This is a genomic window from Sphaerisporangium krabiense, from assembly GCF_014200435.1.
Lineage (GTDB): Bacteria > Actinomycetota > Actinomycetes > Streptosporangiales > Streptosporangiaceae > Sphaerisporangium > Sphaerisporangium krabiense.
In genome coordinates, this window is record NZ_JACHBR010000001.1 from 2,401,807 (window position 1) to 2,422,299 (window position 20,493).

The 20,493-nt window shown below is 70.8% G+C and carries 15 protein-coding genes; 8 read left to right on the forward strand and 7 right to left on the reverse strand.

Annotated elements, in window-relative coordinates; genetic code table 11:
• Nucleotides 1–80 precede the first annotated feature (80 nt).
• Nucleotides 81–836 carry a deoxyribonuclease IV gene (locus BJ981_RS10520; RefSeq protein ID WP_204070362.1) on the forward strand — a complete coding sequence of 252 codons (756 nt, stop codon included), beginning with the start codon at nt 81–83 and terminating at the stop codon, nt 834–836.
• A gap of 60 nt (nt 837–896) precedes the next feature.
• On the opposite strand, the gene BJ981_RS10525 is transcribed toward BJ981_RS10520, so the two are convergent.
• From BJ981_RS10525 to BJ981_RS10540, 4 genes are all read right to left on the reverse strand, one after another.
• Entirely contained in the window at nt 897–2,024 is a 1,128-nt protein-coding gene (locus BJ981_RS10525) for a mannosyltransferase family protein (protein WP_239139353.1), read from the reverse strand.
• A gap of 69 nt (nt 2,025–2,093) precedes the next feature.
• Nucleotides 2,094–3,434, reverse strand: coding sequence for a glycosyltransferase family 87 protein (locus BJ981_RS10530; protein WP_184610347.1), 1,341 nt, complete (start codon nt 3,432–3,434; stop codon nt 2,094–2,096).
• Between the two features lie 14 nt (nt 3,435–3,448).
• Complete coding sequence (locus BJ981_RS10535; protein ID WP_184610349.1) at nt 3,449–6,088, reverse strand: transglycosylase domain-containing protein; 2,640 nt, start codon at nt 6,086–6,088, stop codon at nt 3,449–3,451.
• A 261-nt stretch (nt 6,089–6,349) separates the two neighbouring features.
• The gene (locus BJ981_RS10540) at nt 6,350–6,880 is read right to left on the reverse strand and encodes a DUF5318 family protein (RefSeq protein ID WP_307837832.1); all 531 of its coding nucleotides are present in this window, start codon (nt 6,878–6,880) and stop codon (nt 6,350–6,352) included.
• Between the two features lie 23 nt (nt 6,881–6,903).
• On the opposite strand from BJ981_RS10540, the gene BJ981_RS10545 reads away from it, so the two are divergent.
• Complete coding sequence (locus BJ981_RS10545; RefSeq protein WP_184610352.1) at nt 6,904–7,560, forward strand: PadR family transcriptional regulator; 657 nt, start codon at nt 6,904–6,906, stop codon at nt 7,558–7,560.
• Nucleotides 7,561–7,573: 13 nt separating this feature from the next.
• Entirely contained in the window at nt 7,574–8,653 is a 1,080-nt protein-coding gene (locus BJ981_RS10550) for an inositol-3-phosphate synthase (protein WP_184610354.1), read from the forward strand.
• 175 nt (nt 8,654–8,828) lie between these two features.
• On the opposite strand, the gene idi is transcribed toward BJ981_RS10550, so the two are convergent.
• A complete protein-coding gene (gene idi, locus BJ981_RS10555) occupies nt 8,829–9,419 on the reverse strand; it encodes an isopentenyl-diphosphate Delta-isomerase (RefSeq protein ID WP_239139354.1) in 591 nt (196 codons plus the stop codon).
• Nucleotides 9,420–10,047: 628 nt separating this feature from the next.
• Here idi and BJ981_RS10560 point away from each other — a divergent pair.
• Nucleotides 10,048–11,343, forward strand: coding sequence for an MFS transporter (locus BJ981_RS10560; protein ID WP_184610357.1), 1,296 nt, complete (start codon nt 10,048–10,050; stop codon nt 11,341–11,343).
• Nucleotides 11,344–11,375: 32 nt separating this feature from the next.
• On the opposite strand, the gene BJ981_RS10565 is transcribed toward BJ981_RS10560, so the two are convergent.
• Nucleotides 11,376–12,689, reverse strand: a complete 1,314-nt coding sequence (locus BJ981_RS10565; protein ID WP_184610358.1) for an adenosylmethionine--8-amino-7-oxononanoate transaminase — start codon at nt 12,687–12,689, stop codon at nt 11,376–11,378.
• A gap of 110 nt (nt 12,690–12,799) precedes the next feature.
• On the reverse strand, nt 12,800–14,236 hold the full coding sequence (locus BJ981_RS10570; protein WP_184610360.1) for a CCA tRNA nucleotidyltransferase: 1,437 nt from the start codon (nt 14,234–14,236) through the stop codon (nt 12,800–12,802).
• Nucleotides 14,237–14,379: 143 nt separating this feature from the next.
• On the opposite strand from BJ981_RS10570, the gene BJ981_RS10575 reads away from it, so the two are divergent.
• The 4 genes from BJ981_RS10575 to BJ981_RS10590 all read left to right on the forward strand — a co-directional run bounded on the left by BJ981_RS10575 (nt 14,380) and on the right by BJ981_RS10590 (nt 20,482).
• Nucleotides 14,380–14,958: an aminoacyl-tRNA deacylase gene (locus tag BJ981_RS10575; protein WP_184610361.1), complete on the forward strand. Its 579-nt coding sequence runs from the start codon at nt 14,380–14,382 to the stop codon at nt 14,956–14,958.
• A 46-nt stretch (nt 14,959–15,004) separates the two neighbouring features.
• Nucleotides 15,005–17,188 (forward strand): DUF6049 family protein, encoded by a 2,184-nt coding sequence (locus BJ981_RS10580; protein ID WP_184610363.1) that lies wholly within the window; start codon nt 15,005–15,007, stop codon nt 17,186–17,188.
• Nucleotides 17,185–18,798, forward strand: coding sequence for a murein biosynthesis integral membrane protein MurJ (murJ, locus tag BJ981_RS10585; protein ID WP_184610365.1), 1,614 nt, complete (start codon nt 17,185–17,187; stop codon nt 18,796–18,798). The genes BJ981_RS10580 and murJ overlap by 4 nt, the downstream gene beginning before the upstream one ends.
• A gap of 181 nt (nt 18,799–18,979) precedes the next feature.
• Nucleotides 18,980–20,482, forward strand: coding sequence for a protein kinase family protein (locus BJ981_RS10590; RefSeq protein WP_184610367.1), 1,503 nt, complete (start codon nt 18,980–18,982; stop codon nt 20,480–20,482).
• The last annotated feature ends 11 nt before the right edge of the window (nt 20,483–20,493 follow it).

The following is a 20,493-nucleotide window of genomic DNA, read 5'->3' on the forward strand; positions in this document are numbered from 1 at the left end:
TGGTACGCGGGTCTGTGGGCGTACCAACCCGGTGCCCCCACTGCCCCTGGTCAGGTCGTCGAAACGGCTACGCTCGACCCATGGTGCGCATCGGAGCTCACGTCGACAGGGACGACCCACTGGCCCACGCCGCGGCGCGTGACGCGCAGGTCGTGCAGTTCTTCCTCGGTGATCCGCAGGGCTGGAAGGGGCCGGAGATCCCCGAGTCCGCGGCCGCGCTCAAGACCTCCGACATCGACGTCTACGTCCACGCGCCGTACGTCATCAACGTCGCGACGGCGAACAACCGCATCCGCATCCCGAGCCGCAAGCTGCTGGCGGGCCAGCTGGAGGCGGCGGCCTCGATCGGCGCCAAGGGCCTGATCGTGCACGGCGGCCACGTCAACAAGGACGACGACCCCCAGATCGGCTTCGACAACTGGCGCAAGGTGTTCGAGCGCCTGGAGACCCCCATCCCGGTCCTCATCGAGAACACCGCGGGCGGCGGCAACGCGATGGCCCGCAGGCTGGAGCGCGTGGCCCGGCTGTGGGACGCGCTGGACGGCTTCGACGTCGGGTTCTGCCTGGACACCTGCCACGCGCACGCGGGCGGCGAAGACCTCGCCGACGTGGTCGACCGGGTGAAGGCGATCACCGGCCGCATCGACCTGGTGCACTGCAACGACTCGCGCGACGCCTTCGACTCCGGGGCGGACCGCCATGCCAACCTCGGCAAGGGGCAGATCGACCCGGAGCTGATCCTGACGGTGTGCCGGGCCGCGGGCGCGCCCGTGGTCGTGGAGACGCCCTCCGACGGGCAGGCGGCCGACATCGCGTTCCTGCGTGAGCGGCTTTGATCCACAGCCTGTGGATAAATCCCCTGGATTACTCCGGCGGGAAAGTGGGTACGGGCGGCGTCAGCCCGCCCATGCCCCCTCGATGAACGTCATCGTGTTGAGCACCATCAACGGCCCGGCCACCAGGCCGTACACCACGAGCACCATCGGCCGCCGCACCGAGACCTGCCCGATCATCACCCACAGCGGCCACCAGAGCAGGGCGGCCCGCGGGATCGACAGGTAGTACGCCGAGAACATCAGCGCGCCGAGCTGGAGCCCCACGTAGACGAACTCGCTCCAGCGGCGCGCGGCCAGCAGCCAGACCGCCACGGCGACCCCGGCCACCGCGCCGGCGAGCTCCATGCGGAACGCCCAGGCGAACTGGCCGTCGCCGCTCGCCATCTGCAAGGTCGTCCAGAACGACCGCCACGGCCAGACCATCTCGCGTCCCCAACCCGCCTGCTGGGCGTGCTGCCAGGCCAGCCAGTCGCCCGTGCGCGTGTACTGGTAGATCGAGTAGAGGACCAGCGGGACGAAGGGGGCCAGCAGCCAGGGGGCGGCGCGCGCCCTGCCGCGCCGCATGACGAACTCCACGATCAGGGCGAGCGCGAGGAACAGCCCGGTGATGCGCACACAGGACGCCCCCGCGGCGAGCAGCGCGGCGGCCGTCCAGTTCTGGCGCCGGGCGCAGAGCCAGGCCGGGATCGCGAAGGCCAGGAACAGCGACTCGGTGTACCCCGCGAACAGGAACACCGCCGTGGGGCACAGCAGCAGCGCCAGCACGGCCCGCCGTCCCGCGCCCTCCGGCCGCTCGAGGTCGGCGAGCCGGGCGAGCGCCACCACGGCGACCAGCCCGGCGGCGAGCGAGATCAGCAGTCCGGCCAGCGACCAGTTGGGCACGATCACGTGGACGGCGCGCAGCGCGAGCGGCATCCCGGGGAAGAAGGCGGGCAGCCCGAGATCGGGGTCGGCGCCGGGATCGCCGTCATAGCCGTACTTCGCGATGTCCACCAGCAGCTTGGCGTCCCAGCGCTGCCAGCGGTCCAGGAAGGGCGCCTCGTCCGCGGCGAGCGTCCCGGCCCCGACCGCGGCCGCCATGACGATCCCCAAGCGGGAGCCGAACCACAGCACGGCGACGTCGGCCGCGGACGATCGCGGCCGTATCCCCTCGACCCCCGCGACGGTCTCCTGGCCGATCGTCTGCACACAGAGGAGAATAGAGGGTCATCTGCGGCATTCGTCTGAAATGCACCCCGTGTCGGGCACCGCGCCCGATCACGCCGAGTCGGGCGCGGGCTGCGGCGCCGCGGGGGCGCGCAGGACGAACCGGTCCGGCGCCCCGTCGAAGACGCCGCCCGTGGGATCGTCCGCCCCGCCCTGCCTGATCACGTCGTGCTCGGGGCGCAGGATGTCCCGCACCACGAACGCCGCCATGATCGCGATCGTCACCACCCGGCCCCAGATCGCCGTGTAATAGGTGACGTCGCCGATGCCGAACGCCTCGTTGCCCGGCTGCTGGGCGACCAGATACAGCCAGATCGCGAAGAAGTACCAGCACTCGGCCACCTGCCACAACGCCAGCGGCTTCCAGTTCGGCCGGGCCAGCACCGCGAACGGCACCAGCCACAGGACGTACTGCGGCGACCACACCTTGTTCGTCACCATGAACGCCGCCAGCACCAGGAAGGCGAGCTGCATGAGCCTCGGCCTGGTCGGCGCGGCCAGCGCCAGCACGGCGACGCCCAGGCAGAGCACCGCGAACGAGGCGATGCCCAGCATGTCCAGCCTCTCGCCGTCCCCCAGGAACGGCACCTGCTCGCGCTGGAAGAAGAACCAGACCGACCCCCAGTCGGCGCCCCGCTCGCTGCTGAAGACGTAGAACCGCTTCCAGCCCTCGAACGCCAGCAGCATGAACGGCAGGTTGACGACCACCCAGGTGACGACGGCGCCGCCGGCCGCCCACAGGAACGCGTTGAGCTTGCGGGTGCGCAGCGCGAGCAGCAGCAACGGGCCGAAGAACACCAAGGGGTAGAACTTGGTGGCGACGGCGAGCCCGAGCAGCACGCCGGTCAGCACGTGCCTGCCCCGCGCCCAGGCGAGGAAGGCGCCCAGGCTGAGGGCCCCGCACAGCAGGTCCCAGTTGATGAACGCGGTGAGGATCAGCGCGGGCGCGAGCGCATACCAGACGGCGTCCCACGGCCTGCGCTGCGCCCCGGCGAGGTAGACCATGATCACGACGCCGGCGACCAGCGACGCGGCCATGACCAGCGCGGTGATGTCGAAGAACCACACGCCGGGCTCGTTCAGCCCCCAGACGAGCTTCTGGATCACCCACATGATGCCGCCGATGCCGACGGGGTACTCGACGGGGTGGCCGAAGTACGGGGCCAGCCCCTGGTCGAGCTTCTCGTTCCACCACAAGGGATAGATGTCGGTGTAGCAGAACCTCAGGAACTGCTGCGTCCCGTCGTTCCACGCGCCGCCGAACCGGCACGGAGCCTTCCACGCGTAGGCGAGTACGGCGCCGAGCGCCGCGAGCAGGCCCACGGGCACCAGCGGCAGCAGCGCCCGCGTCGCGGACGCGGCGGAGTCGGAGGCATGGGTCGTTCGGCTCATGGCGTCGTTCCTCGTCAGCGGGAGGACGGGGCAGGGGTGGGCCGGCGCGTGCCCGGCGGCGTGGGCGTGGGCGTGGGCGTCGCCGCGCTCGCCGGCGACTTGCCCTCGTTGAACGGGTCGCCGCCGCCGTTGCCGTTGCCGTTGTTGCAGTTGTCGTCCCACGGCAGGCAGCCGCCGCCGTTGTCGCCGCCACCACCGTTGTCGCCGCCGTCGCCGTCACCGGTCGGCGGCCAGTTGTCGTCGGTGGGGAATCCGGGGTCGTCGCTCTGCGTCGGCGTCGGGGTGGGCTCCGGCTTGGGCGCCAGGTCCTTCGGCGCGCCGATGTTGGACGGCGGCGGGAACTCCTCGGCCTTCTTGCCCTTCATCGCCTCGGCCATGAAGGCCCGCCACACGCGCGCGGGCACGGTGCCGCCGTCGAAGTTGTTGCCCAGCGACAGCTCGGCCCCGGTCTTGCGGTCCTCCTTGTACATGCCCACCGCCGTGGACAGCTGCGGGGTGAAGCCGACGAACCACGCTTCCTTGTTGTCGTTGTTCGTCCCGGTCTTGCCGGCCACCGGGCGGTCGGACAGCGCCGCCGCCGTACCCGTGCCGCCCTTCACCACCGACCGCAGCGCGACGATGGCGTCCGCCGCGACCTCTTCGGTGATGACCTGGTTCGACTTCTTGGCCTCGGCGATGATCTGGACGCCGTCGCCGTTGACCACGCGGATGACCGTGTGGGTCTCGTAGTGCTTGCCGCGGTTGGCGAAGATCGAGTAACCGCCCGCCTGCTCGACGGGGGTGACGCCGGCGCTGCCGATGGAGAACAGGTACTTGTGCTCGTTGACGTCCTTCTCCAGCGCGTCCTTGCTGAGCCCGGCCTCCTCGGCGATGCGCTTGACCGCGTCGAGGCCGACCTCCGCGCCCATCTGGCCGTAGGCCGTGTTGATGGAGTGCTGGGTCGCGTAGATGATGTCCATGGACGCCGGGGTCGCGTGCCCGTTGCGGATGGGCGTCGTGCCCTCCAGCTTGAGCGGTTCCTTGCCGGTCACGTAGCTCTTCAGGCTGTTCCCGGCCTCCAGCCAGGCGGCGAGCACGTACGGCTTGAACGCCGACGCCGCCTGCTTGCGCGCCTGGAACGCCTCGTTGAACTGGTCAGGGTGCTTGCCCAGGTAGTTGTTGCCGCCGTAGAAGGCGATCACGCGGCCGTTGGTCGGGTCGACGGCGGCGAGGCCGGTGTGGACCTCCTTGGGCAGTCCGGCCGTCGTCTGGGTGACGGCGGTCCGCGCGACCTTCATGAGGTTTCTGTCGAAGGTGGTGTAGATCTTGTAGCCACCGGTCTCGATCTCGGAGCGCGGCAGGCCCTTGGCCTCCAGCTCCTTGAGCGCCTCGGTCAGCATGTAGCCGCGCAGCCCGCCGAACGACTCGTTGTCCTTGCGCGGTTCGGGCTTGGGGAACTTCAGCGTCGAGGGGTAGTTCCCGTAGGCCTTCGGGTCGACCTCGGCCATCTGCTTGAGGACGTAGTTGAACCGGAACCGCGTGCCGGAGTAGTTCTTCTTCTCCTCGGCGAGGTCGAACTGGCCCGGTTGCTGGATGCGGCCGGCGAGGTAGGCGCCCTCGGCCGGGGTCAGCTTCTTGGCGCTGTGGCCGAAGAACTCCACCGCCGCCGCCTCGATGCCGTAGGTGTTGCGGCCGAAGGGAACGATGTTGAGGTAGTACTCCAGGACCTTGTCCTTGGACCATTCCTTGTCGAGCTTGACGGCGATGAAGATCTCCTTGATCTTCCGCTTGATCGTCCGCTCGTTGCTGAGGCCCTTGAAGTAGCCCCGGGCCATCTGCTGGGTGATCGTGGAAGCGCCCTGGACCTGCGTCCCGGTCGCGGTGCTCCACGCCGAGCGCACGATGCCCGAGAGCGAGATGCCCGCGTCGCTGTAGAAGGTCTTGTTCTCGGCGGCGACCACGGCGTCGCGGACGTACTTCGGCACGTCGTTGAGCGGGACGGCCCGGCGCTGCGTGCCGAGCCTCGCGATCTGCTTTCCGTCGGAGTAGTAGAAGACGCTGCCCTGGGCGACGGCCTGGTCCTGGGCCTCCTTGTCGGTCGGGAGGTCGGTGTTGGCGTAGGCGACGGCGATCATGCCGAACACGCCCGCGGCCAGCACGGCGAACCCGACCATCACGATCTTCCAGTTGGGGAGGAAGCGCCGCCAGCCCGTGCGGCGGCGCGGCGGCTCGTCGTCGCCCTTCGACCGCCGCCTGCCCGGACCGCCCGACCCGTCGCCGGGACCACGCCCGCCCGGTCCGTCCCCGGGGCCACGTCCGCCCGGCCCGCCAGGGCCCGCGGGCGGAGGGCCGCTTCTGCCTCTGCGGCTCGGGCCGCCCAAGTCACGGCTGACCACCGTGTCGGCGCTCTCCCGGCGGGGGGCCGGCTGGGGACGCGACGGGACCTGGCCCATCGACTGGGTGTCCTCGAAGGCGGCCTCCGGCCGGCGCCGGGCGTCGGCGGGACGCGGCTCGGCGCCCCGCGGCCTCGGCCGTCCCTGCGGGCGGGAGTCCGCGGCGCGCGGGTCGCCCATGGCGGGACGGGGGCGTGGGTCGCCGGGCCGTGCCGGAGCGGTGCGGCCGGACGGCGTCCCCCACTGCCCGTCGTCGTCGGACGGGGCGGGACGCCGGGGCATGTGCTCCGGGGCCGATGCGGAAGGCGGTGCCGGGTATCCGCCGGTGGGCGCGCCCCCTTCGGGCGAGCGACGGCGCCGCCCGGGACGAGCCGATCCGCCGGGGCCCTCACCCGAGGTGGGCCGGTCGGACGGCTCGGGGCCATAGCTGCTGTAACTCACGCGTCCTCGTTGGGTCATCTGGCGATCTGGAGGGTTCTTCGACGTCCGTGCGCGACGGCGCGCGGGAGGGCGTGCCGTCCCGGGCGGGAAGCCGACCACGGCCTAGGTCTCGGGGATCCGCCCGTCCACGCCGGAGCCGCCTGGTGGCCCGCCGTTGCCTAGGACGAAGGAAACCGTCAGGTGATTCCATGAACAACCTTGGCAGACCTCGACAACGTAGACCCGGAATTCCTCGTATTCATGGGCCATCTGAACAAGGTCTGACGTGGCTTTTACACGTCCTGTGCCACGACCTAGCTGGTCGCCGTACACATATGTGACATGGGTCACGTTCCGGTGCTCGCAGATGGGGCAGACGCGTTTCGTGGGCTCCCCGTGGTACCGCGCGGCGCGCAGGAGGTACGGATGAGCGTCGCAGACATCACGCCTGGTCATGCGACCGGAGCGCAGCGACTGGAGGGTCGCTCGCTTCGCGAGGCCGTAATCAACGACCCCTCGCTGTGACCACATGAGCGTCAGACTACGACTTTTTTCACTATTCCGCCCATCTGGTTGACGGTTTGCTCGATTGCAGACTATGCCAGCCAGACGTATCCTCAGGATGTATCGAGTCGATACATCAGCAAGACACATCGGTGCGAGAGGGGGCGGTTCCAGTGGCGATCGGCAGAGGCGGGGTCCTGGAACTGGCCGTTCTCGGCTCGCTTCACGAAACACCCTTGCATGGCTATGAGCTGCGCAAACGGCTCAACGCCCTGCTCGGTATGTTCCGGGCGTTCTCCTACGGTTCTCTCTATCCGTGCCTGCGGCAGCTCCTGGCCGCGGGGCTCATCGCGGAGGAGCCGCCGGACGGGCACGCCTCCGGCCCGGCGGCTCAGGCCACGCGGGAGACGACTTCTCCGCTCGCCGGCCGCCGGTCGAAGATCGTGTACAAGCTCACCGCCGAAGGCAAGGAGCGCCTGCAGGAGTTGCTCACCCAGGCGGGCCCCTCCTCCTGGGAGGACGAGAGCTTCGGTGTCCACTTCGCCTTCTTCCGCCACACCGAGGCGGAGGTACGGCTGCGCATCCTCGAAGGGCGCAGGAGCCGCCTGGAGGAACGGTTGGAGGGGGTTCGCACGGCCCTGGCCCGCACGCGCGAGCGGCTCGACAGCTACACGCTGGAGCTGCAGCGCCACGGCCTGGAGTCCGTCGAACGCGAGGTCCGCTGGCTCAACGAGCTGATCGATACCGAACGGGCGCAGGCCGTCCGGGCGAAAGAGAACAGGGCACAGGCACCGGACGCCGGGCCCGTTCCCGATAAGACGAATGAGTAAAGGAGCGAGTGCGATGGGTTCCGTGCGCGTAGCCATCGTCGGTGTCGGTAACTGTGCCGCGGCGCTGGTGCAAGGGGTGCATTTCTATAGGGACGCCGATCCGGCCACCCGGGTACCGGGCCTGATGCACGTCCGGTTCGGCGACTACCACGTGGGCGACGTCGAGTTCGTCGCCGCATTCGACGTCGACGCCAAGAAGGTCGGCCGCGACCTCTCCGAGGCCATCGTCGCCTCGGAGAACAACACGATCAAGATCTGCGACGTGCCGCCCACCGGCGTCACCGTGCAGCGGGGCCCGACCTACGACGGGCTCGGAGAGTACTACCTCCAGATGATCGAGGAGTCCGACGAGTCGCCGGTCGACGTGGTCGCCGCGCTCAAGGAGTCCAAGGCCGACGTCCTGGTCTCCTACCTTCCCGTGGGCTCGGAGGAGGCCGACCGCTTCTACGCCCAGTGCGCCATCGACGCGGGCGTCGCCTTCGTCAACGCGCTCCCCGTCTTCATCGCCTCCGACCCGGTCTGGGCGCAGAAGTTCACCGACGCCGGGGTGCCCATCGTCGGCGACGACATCAAGTCCCAGGTCGGCGCGACCATCACCCACCGGGTCATGGCCAAGCTCTTCGAGGACCGCGGGGTCGAGCTGCTGCGCACCTACCAGCTCAACTTCGGCGGCAACATGGACTTCATGAACATGCTGGAGCGCCAGCGCCTCCAGTCCAAGAAGATCTCCAAGACGCAGTCCGTCACCTCGCAGATCCCGCACGAGATGGGCAAGGCCGACGTCCACATCGGCCCGTCCGACCACGTGCCGTGGCTCGACGACCGCAAGTGGGCCTATGTCCGCCTGGAGGGCAAGTCCTTCGGCGACACCCCGCTGAACCTGGAGTACAAGCTGGAGGTCTGGGACTCGCCGAACTCCGCGGGCGTCATCATCGACGCGATCCGCGCCGCGAAGATCGCCATGGACCGCGGCATCGGAGGCCCGATCCTCTCGGCGTCCTCCTACTTCATGAAGTCGCCGCCGGAGCAGTACTCCGACGACGAGGCCCGCGACGCCGTGGAGAAGTTCATCCGCGGCGAGATCGAGCGCTGACCGGCTCTCCTGGCGCCTTCGCCGCGCGCCGGCCCGTGACCCGCACGGCCTGACACGCGGCCCCGCCAAGCCCCGAAGCGCCCGGTTCCACGTGAAACCGGGCGCTTCACCATCTCCACCTCGGCGCCGCTCCAGCGCGGCGACCTGCGTGGAACCTCTGGCCGCCGGACGGTTTCTAGCGCGTGACCCTCGCGGCGGGCGGAAGGCCGGCCGGGTCGGCTTCGGGCCAGGTGGACGGGTCCGGGCCGAGGGCGGCGAGCAGGGGAACCTGCTCCGCGCACCACGGCGAGATGGCCAGCAACCCGCTCATGACGTCGTCGGCGAACTCCTTCCACGGCATCCAGCGGACGTCGCCGACCTCGTCCGGATTGGGCCGTGGCGCCTCGGTGACCAACACCCGGTAGACGGGGCACATCTCATGCTCGACCGTGCCGTCGCTCATCTCGGCGCGGTAGGCGAAGCCCGGCAGCACGAGCACGACGCTCGCCGCGGTGATCCCCAGCTCGTACGCCAGCCTGCGCGCCACGGCGTCCGCGGGCTTCTCCCCCGGCAGGGGATGGCCGCAGCAACTGTTGGTCCACACACCCGGCCAGGTGCGCTTGTGGGACGCCCGCCGGGTCAGCAGCACACGCCCCTCGCCGTCGAACACATAGCTGGAGAACGCCAGATGGAGCGGCGTGTCGGCTCCGTGCACGCTGCTCTTGGGCGCGGTGCCGATCGCCTCGCCCGCGGCGTCCACGAGGACGACATGTTCGTCATGGGTCACCTGATCGAGGTTACGTGGTGAGGACGGCCGGGCCTGCTCGGACGACTCGCCGCCGCCGCCAAACGTCGCAGAAGCCTCCGCCACAGGCATGCAAAACCCAACCCCGATACCCCAAGCATCCACCTGCCGAAACTCCACAGCACCACCCCCCCGGTCACTCCCGGTACACCAAGCCCTCCGCCGACCCGCCTCGGGTGAACAAATCCCCAACTCACCAACCCCCATTCAGCCGAGCCGAGCGTCTCCGCCGTGTCGACGCGCGGATCCCCCGGCCGACCGGGCGCGGACTCCGCGACGGCCTTAGCTCAGGAGAGAACGGGCCATAACGGCCCGCAACGAGGAGTCCGTAACGGCTCCGAGTCGAGGGAGCAGGGGACCTGACGACCTGCTCAGAGAACGGCGGTCCGTGATCGGGCTTGCCACCGATCCGTGACGGTCCGACCTCGGGGAACAGGGCCCATGACGGCCGTGGCGTGGGAGCGGAAGACAGGGTTGTCCGGTGCCGTTCCAATGACGGGGCGTGGTGGCATAACCGGGTGCTATGGCCGCTTTGGGATCATCGGCCCCTGAGGGGTATCGGGGATGTTCCCGATGTGGGCGCGGGGACGCGGCCATTAGGCTGACGCGCGTGTCATTCGTCTCCGACCTCCGTGCCGTCCTTCGAGGCCGGGACTTCCGACGTCTCTTCGCCACGCGGCTGGTCTCCCAGTTCTCCGACGGCGTCTTCCAGTTCGCCGTGGCCGGCTACGCCTTCTTCACGCCCGAGAAGCAGACGACCGCCGCCGAGGCCGCGGTGGCGATGGCCGTCCTGTTCCTGCCCTATTCGATCCTCGGCCCGTTCGCCGGGGTGTTCATCGACCGCTGGTCGCGCCGTCAGATCCTGGTGATCGCGCCCATCGTCCGCGGGACGCTGCTGGGCGTGGCGGCCGTGCTCGTCGCGGCCAAGGCCCCGGACTGGTGCTTCTACACGGCCGCGCTGGCGGTGCTGGGCGTCAACCGCTTCTTCCTCTCCGCGCTCAGCGCGTCCCTGCCGCATGTGGTGGACTCCGAGCGCCTGCTCGTCGCCAACGCCGTCACCCCGACCTCGGGCACGGTCGTCACGTTCATCGGCGCCGGAGCGGGTTACCTGCTGCGCCTGGCCTTCGGGGCCGGGCAGGGCGGGACGGCCCTGTTGCTGGTCAGCTCCGGGCTGATCTTCGGAATGAGCGCGTTCATCGCCGCGACCATGGCGAGGTCCCTGCTCGGGCCGTCGTTCGACCCGAGCCTGCCACAGGCGCGCGAGGCCCTGCGCAACGTGATCACCGGCCTCGTGGACGGCGTGCGGCACATCGTCCACATGCGGGCGCCCGCCGCCGCGCTCGGCAGCATGGCCGCTCACCGTTTCTTCTACGGCATGACCTTCGTCATGACCGTGATGCTGTACCGCTTCTACTTCACCACCGACGCCGAGGCCGGCCTGAGCCATCTCACCGGGGTGCTCGCCACCTCGGGCATCGGCTTCTTCATGGCCGCCGTGATCACCCCGTGGGCCACCGAGCGTTTCCGCCCGGAGTCCTGGATCCCGATCATGCTGGCCACGGCCGGCGTGCTCGGGCTGGTGCTGTGCCTGCCCTTCCGGCAGCTCGGCTTCCTGGTCGCGGGCTTCGTCCTCGGGGTGGCGGGCCAGAGCGTCAAGATCTGCACGGACACGATCGTGCAGCGCGACGTGGAGGACGCCTACCTCGGCCGGGTCTTCGCCATCTACGACATGCTCTTCAACGGCGTGTTCGTCATCGCCGCCGGCGTCGCGGCGCTGATGCTCCCCGCCAACGGCAAGTCCTACCCCGTCCTCGTGGTCGCCGCCATCGGCTACCTCCTCAGCGCCCTGGCCTACCGCCTGATCACCGCCCCCAGAACCCGCACCGCCCAAGAAGTCCCCCAGTAACCTCCGGCTCCCCACCGCACGTGACGGGATGGTCAGGCGGGGAGGGCGTGGGCGGCGGCGAGCATGGCCTGGGTGATCCTGGCCAGGTCGTCGGGCAGGGTGCCGTAGGGCGGCATCGTATATATGAGGTGTCCGAAGGGGCGGAGCCAGACGCCGTGCTCCATGACGATGTCCTGGACCTTGGCCACGTCGACGGGAGCGCGGGTCTCGATGACGCCGATCGCCCCGAGGACCCGGACGTCCTTCACCCCGGGAGCGCGGGCGGCCTCGGCGAGCCCCTCGGCCAGGCCGTCCTCGATACGGCCCACCTCGTGCCGCCAGGGCCGTTCGCCGAGCAGCGTCAGGGAGGCGTCGGCCACCGCGGCGGCCAGCGGGTTCCCCATGAAGGTGGGGCCGTGCATCAGCACGCCCACGCGCTCGGCGACCTCGGCCGTGCACAACGTGGCCGCCATCGTGAGATAGCCGCCGGTGAGCGCCTTGCCCACGCACATGATGTCGGGGGTGACGCCCGCGTGGTCGCAGCCGAACAGCTCGCCCGTGCGGCCGAAGCCGGTGGCGATCTCGTCGGCGATCAGCAGCAGGCCGTGCGCGTCGGCCAGCTCGCGCAGCCGCCTCAGATAGGCGGGGTGGTAGAAACGCATGCCCCCGGCCCCCTGGACGACGGGCTCGACGATCACGGCGGCCAGCTCGCCGGCGTGCCGCGCCACCAGCTCGTCCAGATGCCGGAGGTATGCCTCGTCGACCGGCCACGCGCCGCCGCCGGCCCCCTCGTCAGGGCTCTGGCCTGAGGAGCCGAGGGGACGGCCGTAGCCACCCGGCGGGCGGTCGGCGAAGACGTGCCGCGGCAGCACGCCGGTGAACATGTGGTGCATGCCGTTGACCGGGTCGCACACGGCCATGGCGCCGAACGTGTCGCCGTGGTAGCCGCCCCGGACGGTGAGCAGGCGGCTCCGGCCCGTCGCCTGGACGGCCATCTTTATCGCCACCTCGACCGCCACCGAGCCGGAGTCGGCGAGGAAGACGCGCTCCATGCCGGTCATGGCGGCCAGGCGGCGCGCGACCCGCACGGCCGGCTCGTGGGTGAGCCCGCCGAACATGACGTGGGCCATGGTCCCGACCTGGTCGCGGACGGCGGCGTTCAGGCGCGGGTGGTTGTGGCCGTGAATGGCCGCCCACCAGGACGACATGCCGTCGATCACCTCACGACCGTCCGACAGCCGCAGCCGCACCCCCTCGGCCCCGGCCACCGGATGGGCGGGCGTGGCAGGGGCGGCGGGGGCGTAGGGATGCCACAGGTGCCTGCGGTCGAGCTCACGTATCGTTTCGGCGTCCACGCGGGAAACCATAGCCGGGCGCGCTCAGGCCGTTCCGGACCTCACCCGCGCCTGTGGACGACCCGCCGAATCCGCGCCCGCCCTGTGGACAACCCGCCGCCACGACGAAGGCGGGCGAGGCGTCACCCGGTCAGGCCCTGCTCCCGCGCCCATTCCAGCAGGGCCTCGCGGGCGGCGTCCTTGCCCAGCACGCCCTTGTCCAGGCGCAGGTCCAGCAGGAACTTCCACGCCTTGCCGACGACGGGCCCCGGACCGATGCCGAGGGCCTCCTGGATCTCGTTGCCGTCGAGCTCCGGCCGCATCTTGGCCAGCTCCTCCTCGTCGGCGAGGCGGGCGATGCGCTGCTCCAGCTCGTCGTAGGTGCGCGAGAGGGCCTGGGCCTTGCGCCGGTTCCTGGTGGTGCAGTCGGCGCGGGTCAGCTTGTGCAGGCGGTCGAGCAGGTGCCCGCCGTCGCGGACGTACCGGCGCACGGCCGAATCGGTCCACTCGCCGGTGCCGTAGCCGTGGAAGCGCAGGTGCAGCTCGACCAGGCGGGCGACGTCGGACACGACGTCCTTGGGGAAGCGCAGCTCGGTCAGCCGCTTCTTGGCCATCTGGGCCCCGACCACCTCGTGGTGGTGGAAGGAGACCCGGCCCCCCTCCTCGTACCGGCGTGTCTTGGGCTTGCCGATGTCGTGCAGCAGCGCCGCCCAGCGCAGCACGCGGTCGGGTCCTGCGGCCTCCTGGGCGATGGCCTGCTCGAGGACGATCAGCGAGTGCTCGTAGACGTCCTTGTGCCGGTGGTGCTCGTCGATCTCCAGGCGGAGCTTGGGCAGCTCGGGCAGCACGTGGGCGGCGAGACCGGTGTCGACGAGCAGGCCGAGGCCCTCGCGCGGCCCGGCGCCGCAGATCATCTTGTCCAGCTCGTCGCGGATGCGTTCCGCGGAGACGATCTCGATGCGCCCGGCCATCGCCGTCATGGCCGCGACCGCGGCGGGGTCGACGGTGAAGCCGAGCTGGGAGGCGAAGCGCGCCGCGCGCAGCATGCGCAGCGGATCGTCCTCGAACGACTGCTCGGGGGTGCCGGGCGTGCGCAGCACCTTGGCGTCGAGGTCGGCCAGCCCGCCGTACGGGTCGACGAACTCATGGCCGGGAAGCCGCACGGCCATCGCGTTCACGGCGAAGTCGCGGCGCGCGAGGTCGGATTCCAGGGTGTCCCCGTAGACGACCTCGGGCTTCCTGGACTTGGCGTCGTACGCCTCGCTGCGGTAGGTGGTGATCTCCAGCAGCCAGCCGCCCTTGCGCACGCCGACGGTGCCGAAGTCGATGCCGATGGTCCAGATGGAGTCGGCCCAGCCGCCGACGATCTCCAGCACCCTCTCGGGACGCGCGTCGGTGGTCAGGTCGAGGTCGTTGCCGATGCGGCCGAGGAAGACGTCACGGACCGACCCGCCGACCACGGCGAGCTCGTGCCCGTGCCCGGCGAACAACGCGCCGAGCTCATCGGCGATCGGGGCGATTCGCCGGAACAGGTCGATCACGGCCCTCTGCTGACTAACGCTCAGATTTGAGACGGACAAGCTGGGTAGGTCCTTCGGTTACGAAACAGAATCTCCGCGCTGGCCCTGGTGTGACCCGCCGGGGACGAAAACCAAGCGATCACCAGGTGACGGTCGGTCGCGGATCTGTCGGGGGCACCCGGACATGACAAGGAGCACGAGAGATGAAAGACGCCCTCGCGATCCACCGCTGGCTCCTGTCCCACCAGATCCACCATGAGATCGTACGGCTTCCGCGCGCGTTGACGTGCGTCGACGATCTCCCGGACATCCTCAGGGCGGACCCTTCCGCGTGCATCCGGGTCACGGTCTTCGAGGTCACGACCCGCAGTTCCCGCGCGCCGGTCGCCGTGGTGACCACGGTCGCCCGGCCGCCGCGGCCGGGCGCCGTCGGCGCGGTCCTCGGCGCCAGAAGGGTACGTCCCGCGCCCGCGTTCCTGGTCAATTCGGCCACCGACTACGCGGCCACATCGGTGTCGCCGCTCCTTCTTCCGGAAGATTTGACCGTGCTGATCGACGAGTGCCTGACCGAGCGGGAGACGCCCGACAGGCTCGTCTACACGGCCACCGGGGAGCGGCGTACGGCGCTGCGCCTGCGCGTCCTGGACCTGCTCGGACTCATGCGCGGCAGGTACGCCGACCTCCAGGGGTCCCGCCATCGGACGGTGCGGGTGCCCGGGGCCCGCGAGCCCCGCCCGGTGATGGGGCTGCCGAGGTGCGACTCGCCGCCCGCCCTGCTTTAGGCCATACCATTCAGGGCGTGCGCCGAACTCCACCCCTGGCCGGCACGTGACCCGCGGAGCCGCCCTGATCTCCGTCCTGACCGCCGCCTTCCTCCTCGTCCCGGCGGCGGTCGCCGGTGCCGCGCGCACGACGGAGACACAGGCGGAGCCGGCGACGATCGCCGCCAAGAGCCGTCAGGACGCGCAGATCGTGGTGAGCTCCATCACCCCGCAGGTGCCGCGTGACCCGTCCACCCCGGTCAAGATCTCCGGCACCGTGACGAACACGAGCTCCGCGCCGATGTCGTGGGTCTCCGTCCACCTGCGCTTCTCGCGCCAGCCCTTCGCCGACCGCGCGTCGATGCAGGCGTTCGCCGACGGCGGCCAGATCCTCGACTCGATCCGGCGCAGCGTGCCGGTGACCCAGCTCCCGCCCTCGGGCAAGGTGCCGTGGGAGTTCACGGTGACCCCCGCCGAGCTGCAGATGTTCCGCTTCGGCGTCTACCCGATCACGGTCGTGCTGGCGAACGGCGCGGGCCAGCAGATCGCCGCGCAGCGCGGCTTCCTGCCGTACGCGCCGGGCGACCAGAACGTCGTCCGCACCAAGATCGCCTGGGCGCTGCCCGTCGTCGACCAGCCGCACCGCGGCGACGACGCCACCTTCGTGGACGAGGGCCTGAAGCAGGCGCTCGCCGACAACGGCCGCCTCGGCAAGATCCTCAAGATCGCCGAGACGCCGGCCAAGGGGGTCACCTGGTTCGTCGACCCCGCCCTGCTCGACGACGCCCGCGCCATGTCGCAGGGCTACTCCCTGATGAGTCCCAAGGCCACGGCCAAGTCCCTGGCCGAGGGCACGGCCACGTCCAAGAAGCCGGCCGACCAGAACGCGGCGCAGTGGCTGCGGCGCCTCCGCGCGGCCCTGACCGACGTCCCCGTCTCGGCCACCCCGTACGCCGATCCGGACGTGGCGGCCGTCAGCCACCAGGGGCTCGACTCGATCACCCGCACGGCCCTGGACACGGGCACCGCCGTCGCCACCGAGCTGCTCGGCAAGGACGTCACCACCGGCGTGAACTGGCCGGTCGGCGGCGTCATCGACCACGACGGCCTGGACGCCCTGTCGGTCGGCGACGTCCGCACCGTCCTGCTGTCGTCGGCGGCGCTCCCGCCGAACCCGCCGGTCGCCCACACCCCCGACGCGGCGGCCACTCTGGAGACCGTGGACGGCACGGTCGGCGTCGTCATGGCCGACGACGTGCTGAGCCGGCTCCTCACGGCCAACCCCGCCGACGCCGGCGGTCCGGCCCTGCTCACGCAGCGTTTCCTCGCCGAGACCGTCATGATCGGGGCCGAGCGGCCGCAGGAGGCCCGCACGGTCGTCGCCGCGCCGCCCCGGCGCTGGAACCCCGACCCCGCCCTGGTCACGAGCCTGCTCAAGGCCGTCGGCTCCGCCCCGTGGCTGAAGCCGGTCACGCTCGACTCGGTCAAGCCGGCCAAGGTCGCGCTCCCCCGCGCCGATCTCGCCTACACCGACAAGGACAGGCAGGCCGAGCTCGGCAAGCCCTACCTCTCCGGCGTCAGGAAGCTGAGCAGGCGCGCCGACCTGACGGCCGTCGTCACCGGCGACCGGCGGCGGGTCTTCGACACGGCGCTGCTGCGGCTCGCCTCGGCGGCCTGGCGCGGCCACACCGGCGAGGCCGCGCCGCTGGTCAAGCAGGTCGACGCGGCGGTGACCACGCGCACGAACGCCATCTCGGTGACCACCGGCGAGCAGGAACGCATGCTGGCGGGCAAGAACGGCGTCGTGCCGATCAGCATCCGCAACGACCTCCCCGACCAGGAGGTCACCGTCGGCGTGAAGATCACCTCGGGGGACCGCAAGCTGCTCACCATCGGCTCCTACGAGTCCCCGGTGACGATCAGCCCCGGCAAGACGCGCCCCATCGACATCCCCCTGATCGCCAACGGCGGCGGCCAGGCGACCATCAAGGTCCAGCTCACCAGCGAGAACGGCGTGCGCTACGGCGCGCCCGTCGCGGTCACCGTTCGCACGACCGGCTACACCGGCATCGCCCTGGTGATCGTCGGCGCCGCCCTGGCCGTCATGCTGGCCGCCGTCACATTGCGCTTCGTGCGCCGGCGGCAGGCCCGGCGCCCGTCCGGCCGGCGCAGAGGCGCGGGCCCGCCGCCCGAGGCCGTCCCCGAACCCGTCCGGCCGGAAGCCGCCCAGCACCGAGAGGGGCCCGCATGAGCCGCGTGTTGCGCGCGAGCGCGATCATGGCCGCCGGCACGATGGTCTCCCGGGTGACCGGTTTCGTCCGGACGGCCGTGCTCGCCTCCACCATCGGCGTGCTGGCCCTGGGCGACGCCTACAACGTGGCGTTCATGATCCCGATGATGCTGTTCGACTTCCTCATCGGGGGCGTCCTCAGCAGCGTCGTGGTCCCGATGATCGTCCGGGCCCAGAAGAGCGACGCCGACGGCGGGCGGGCGTACGAGCAGCGGCTGATGACCGTCGCCACCCTCGCGCTGATCGTGATCGCCGCGCTCGGCGTGCTGTTCGCCCCGCTGCTGGTGGACGTCATCACCACCGACCTGGACCCGGTGAAGACCCACGTCACGGTCACGCTGACGCGGTACATCCTCCCCCAGATCGCGTTCTTCGGCATCGGGGCGATCGCCGGCGCCATCCTCAACACCCGCGACCGGTTCGGGGCGCCGATGTGGGCGCCGGTGCTCAACAACATCGTGGTCATCGCGGTCGGCGTCGCCTACCACGTCGTGAGCGGCGCGGGCGCGAACATCCGTGAGGTGACCTCCTCCGACCTCGCCCTGCTCGGCCTCGGCACCACCGCGGGCATCGTCGCCCAGTCGATCATCCTCATCATCGCCGTGCACCGGGTGGGGTTCCGGTTCGTGCCGCGGTTCGACCTGCGCAACGCCCGGCTGGGCGAGATCGGCAGGATGGGCGCCTGGACGCTGGCGTTCGTGGCGTTCAACCAGATCGGCCTCACCATCACGACCAACCTCGCCACCGGCGCCACCGCCAAGGCGGGCGCCGCGCACGTCGCCGGCATCGCCTCCTACAGCTACGCCTACCAGTTCTTCCAGCTCCCGTACGGCATCATCGCCGTCTCGGTGATCACGGCGATGCTGCCCCGCATGAGCCGGTACGCCCACGAAGGGCAGTTCGGCGCCATCCGGCAGGAGTTCGTGTCCGGGGTCCGGCTCGTCTCGGCGGCCATCGTGCCCGCGGGCCTGATGCTCATGGTGCTCGGCCCTGCAGTGGCCGTGCTGGTCTTCGCGCACGGCAGCACGTCGGTGGACGACGCGCTGAACATCGGCACCGTGCTGCAGGTGTTCGGGCTCGCGCTGGTGCCCTTCTCGATCTACCAGTTGCTGCTGCGGGTGTTCTACAGCTTCGGCGACACCAGGAGCCCCGCGCTGATCGCCCTGGGCAACGTCGTCGTGAACGCCTCGGTGGGGTTCGTCCTCTATCTCACGCTGCCGCCGCACCTCATCGTCATGGGGCTCGCGCTGTCGTTCACGCTCGCCTACGTCCTCGGCGGGGTGGTGGCCTGGCGGCTGGCGGCGGCCAAGGTCGTGGGCGGGCTCGGCGGCAGGGACGTCGGCGTGGCCCTGTCGCGCATGTACCTGGCCTCGATCCCGGCGGCGGCCCTCGCGCTGGCCGTCCTGTGGGCCACCAAGCAGTTCGCGGGCATCACGCCCCTGAGCTCGGCGATCATGCTGGCGGTCGGCGGCGGCGCGGGGGCGCTGATCTACCTGTTCACCTCGCAGCGGATGCGCATCGCCGAGATCACTTCGATCATTGGACTTGTGGCCGGCCGGGTAGGCCGCTAGGCATAGGAACCTGGAAAGTCCGGTTCGCCCTTGTTCCAAGGGCAACACGGGCGGGACCCGCTCCGGACTACCATGGTGCCGGTGCGCGGTGGAGACCCGGGCACGGGCCGGCTACAGGGAGCAGGAGGGGCGTGGGGGTTTTCGCACGGACATCACCCACGGCCGAGGAGAGGAACGCCGTATGAGCGCCCCTGCCGTGGAGCCCGGCGGCCGACTGGCCGACCGGTTCCGCCTGGAGGACCGTGTCAACGAGTCCGGTGGCGCCACCTTGTGGAAGGCCATCGACGAGGTGCTGGCGCGGCCCGTCTGCGTCCTCACGCTCGCCGAGGACTTCGAGCGCGTCGCCGAGGTCGTGACCGCGGCCCGGGGCGCCAGCCGTCTCACCGACCCCCGTCTCACCCAGGTCTTCGACGCCGCGGAGGAGGACGGCCAGGCGTACGTCGTGAGCGAGTGGGTCACCGGCGAGACGCTCACCGACATGGTCTCCGGCGGCCCCATGGCGCCCGAGCGCGCGGCGGCGCTGGTGGCGGAGGCCGCCGAGGCCGTCGCCCACGCCCACCAGGCCGGCCTCGCCCACCTGTGCCTCACCCCCGACCGCCTGATCTGGACGGCCGGCAACACCGTCAAGCTGCTCGGCCTGGCCGTGGACGCCTCGCTCGCCGCGATCGAGAGCGAGGACCCCGCGCGCGAGGACGCCGAGGGGCTCGGCCGGCTGCTCTACACCGCGCTGACCGGCCACTGGCCCGGCCAGGGCGACGTCGGCCTGCCGCCCGCCCCGCTCGACGACGGCAAGGTGTGCACGCCGCGCCAGGTCACGGCCGGCGTGCCCGGGTTCCTGGACGCCATCACCTGCCGCGCCCTGCTGCAGGAGCCGCGCCGGGGCCTGCCCGCGCTCACCACCCCCGCCGAGGTGGCCGAGGCCCTCGCCGAGGTCCCGCGCCCCGCGCCGGTGCCGGTCGCGGCGATGCCGCCGGCCGTCGGGCTGCGCGCGGAGGCCCCCGACGACCTCGACCAGGGCAGGCCGGTCCGTCAGCACGAGCCGTTCCATCCGCCGGCGCAGCCTCCGCCGTCCGGGTCCCGCGGCGTGGCGGGACGGGTCCTGGTGACCGTGGTGATCCTCCTGGTGATCGCCGCGGTGGGCATCGGCGCGTGGATGCTCGGCCAGAGCCTCGGCAAGCAGGCGCCGGAGGCCAAGCCGTCGGTGACGGCCTCCCAGGCCCCCGCGGCGAAGATCGTCGCGGTGAAGCCCGCGAGCGCCACCGGCTTCGACCCCCTCGGAGACGACCTCACCGAGCATCCCGAGCTCGCCAACCTCGCGATCGACGGCAAGGCGTCCACCGAGTGGCACACGCTGAGCTATTCGAGCCCTGAGCTCGGGCGCCTGAAGGAGGGCGTCGGCCTGCTGCTGGACATGGGCAAGGCGACGCCCGTGTCGGACGTCGTGGTGTCGCTGGGCGACGCGCCGGGCGCCGGCATCCAGCTGAAGGTGGGCGACAGCCCGGAGCTGCGGGCGCTGAGGACGGCCGCCAAGCAGGAGAACGTCTCCGGCACGGTGACCCTGACACCGGAGAAGGCGACCACTGGTCGGTACGTTTTGATCTGGTTTACGCGCCTTCCAGCCTTCGGGCCGAAGTTTCGTGGCACCATCTATGAGGTAGTGGTGAACTCTCCCGGATCGGCCTAACAGGACACGCG

Bases quoted from the DNA above. Each gene is read 5' to 3' on its own strand.
- BJ981_RS10575 (WP_184610361.1), top strand. From the start codon at position 14,380: ATGAAAGACGCCCTCGCGATCCACCGCTGGCTCCTGTCCCACCAGATC.
- BJ981_RS10590 (WP_184610367.1), top strand. From the start codon at position 18,980: ATGAGCGCCCCTGCCGTGGAGCCCGGCGGCCGACTGGCCGACCGGTTC.
- BJ981_RS10520 (WP_204070362.1), top strand. From the start codon at position 81: ATGGTGCGCATCGGAGCTCACGTCGACAGGGACGACCCACTGGCCCAC.
- BJ981_RS10530 (WP_184610347.1), bottom strand. From the start codon at position 3,434: ATGAGCCGAACGACCCATGCCTCCGACTCCGCCGCGTCCGCGACGCGG.
- BJ981_RS10540 (WP_307837832.1), bottom strand. From the start codon at position 6,880: ATGTGTCTTGCTGATGTATCGACTCGATACATCCTGAGGATACGTCTG.
- BJ981_RS10550 (WP_184610354.1), top strand. From the start codon at position 7,574: ATGGGTTCCGTGCGCGTAGCCATCGTCGGTGTCGGTAACTGTGCCGCG.
- BJ981_RS10565 (WP_184610358.1), bottom strand. From the start codon at position 12,689: ATGGTTTCCCGCGTGGACGCCGAAACGATACGTGAGCTCGACCGCAGG.
- BJ981_RS10535 (WP_184610349.1), bottom strand. From the start codon at position 6,088: ATGCCCCGGCGTCCCGCCCCGTCCGACGACGACGGGCAGTGGGGGACG.
- murJ (WP_184610365.1), top strand. From the start codon at position 17,185: ATGAGCCGCGTGTTGCGCGCGAGCGCGATCATGGCCGCCGGCACGATG.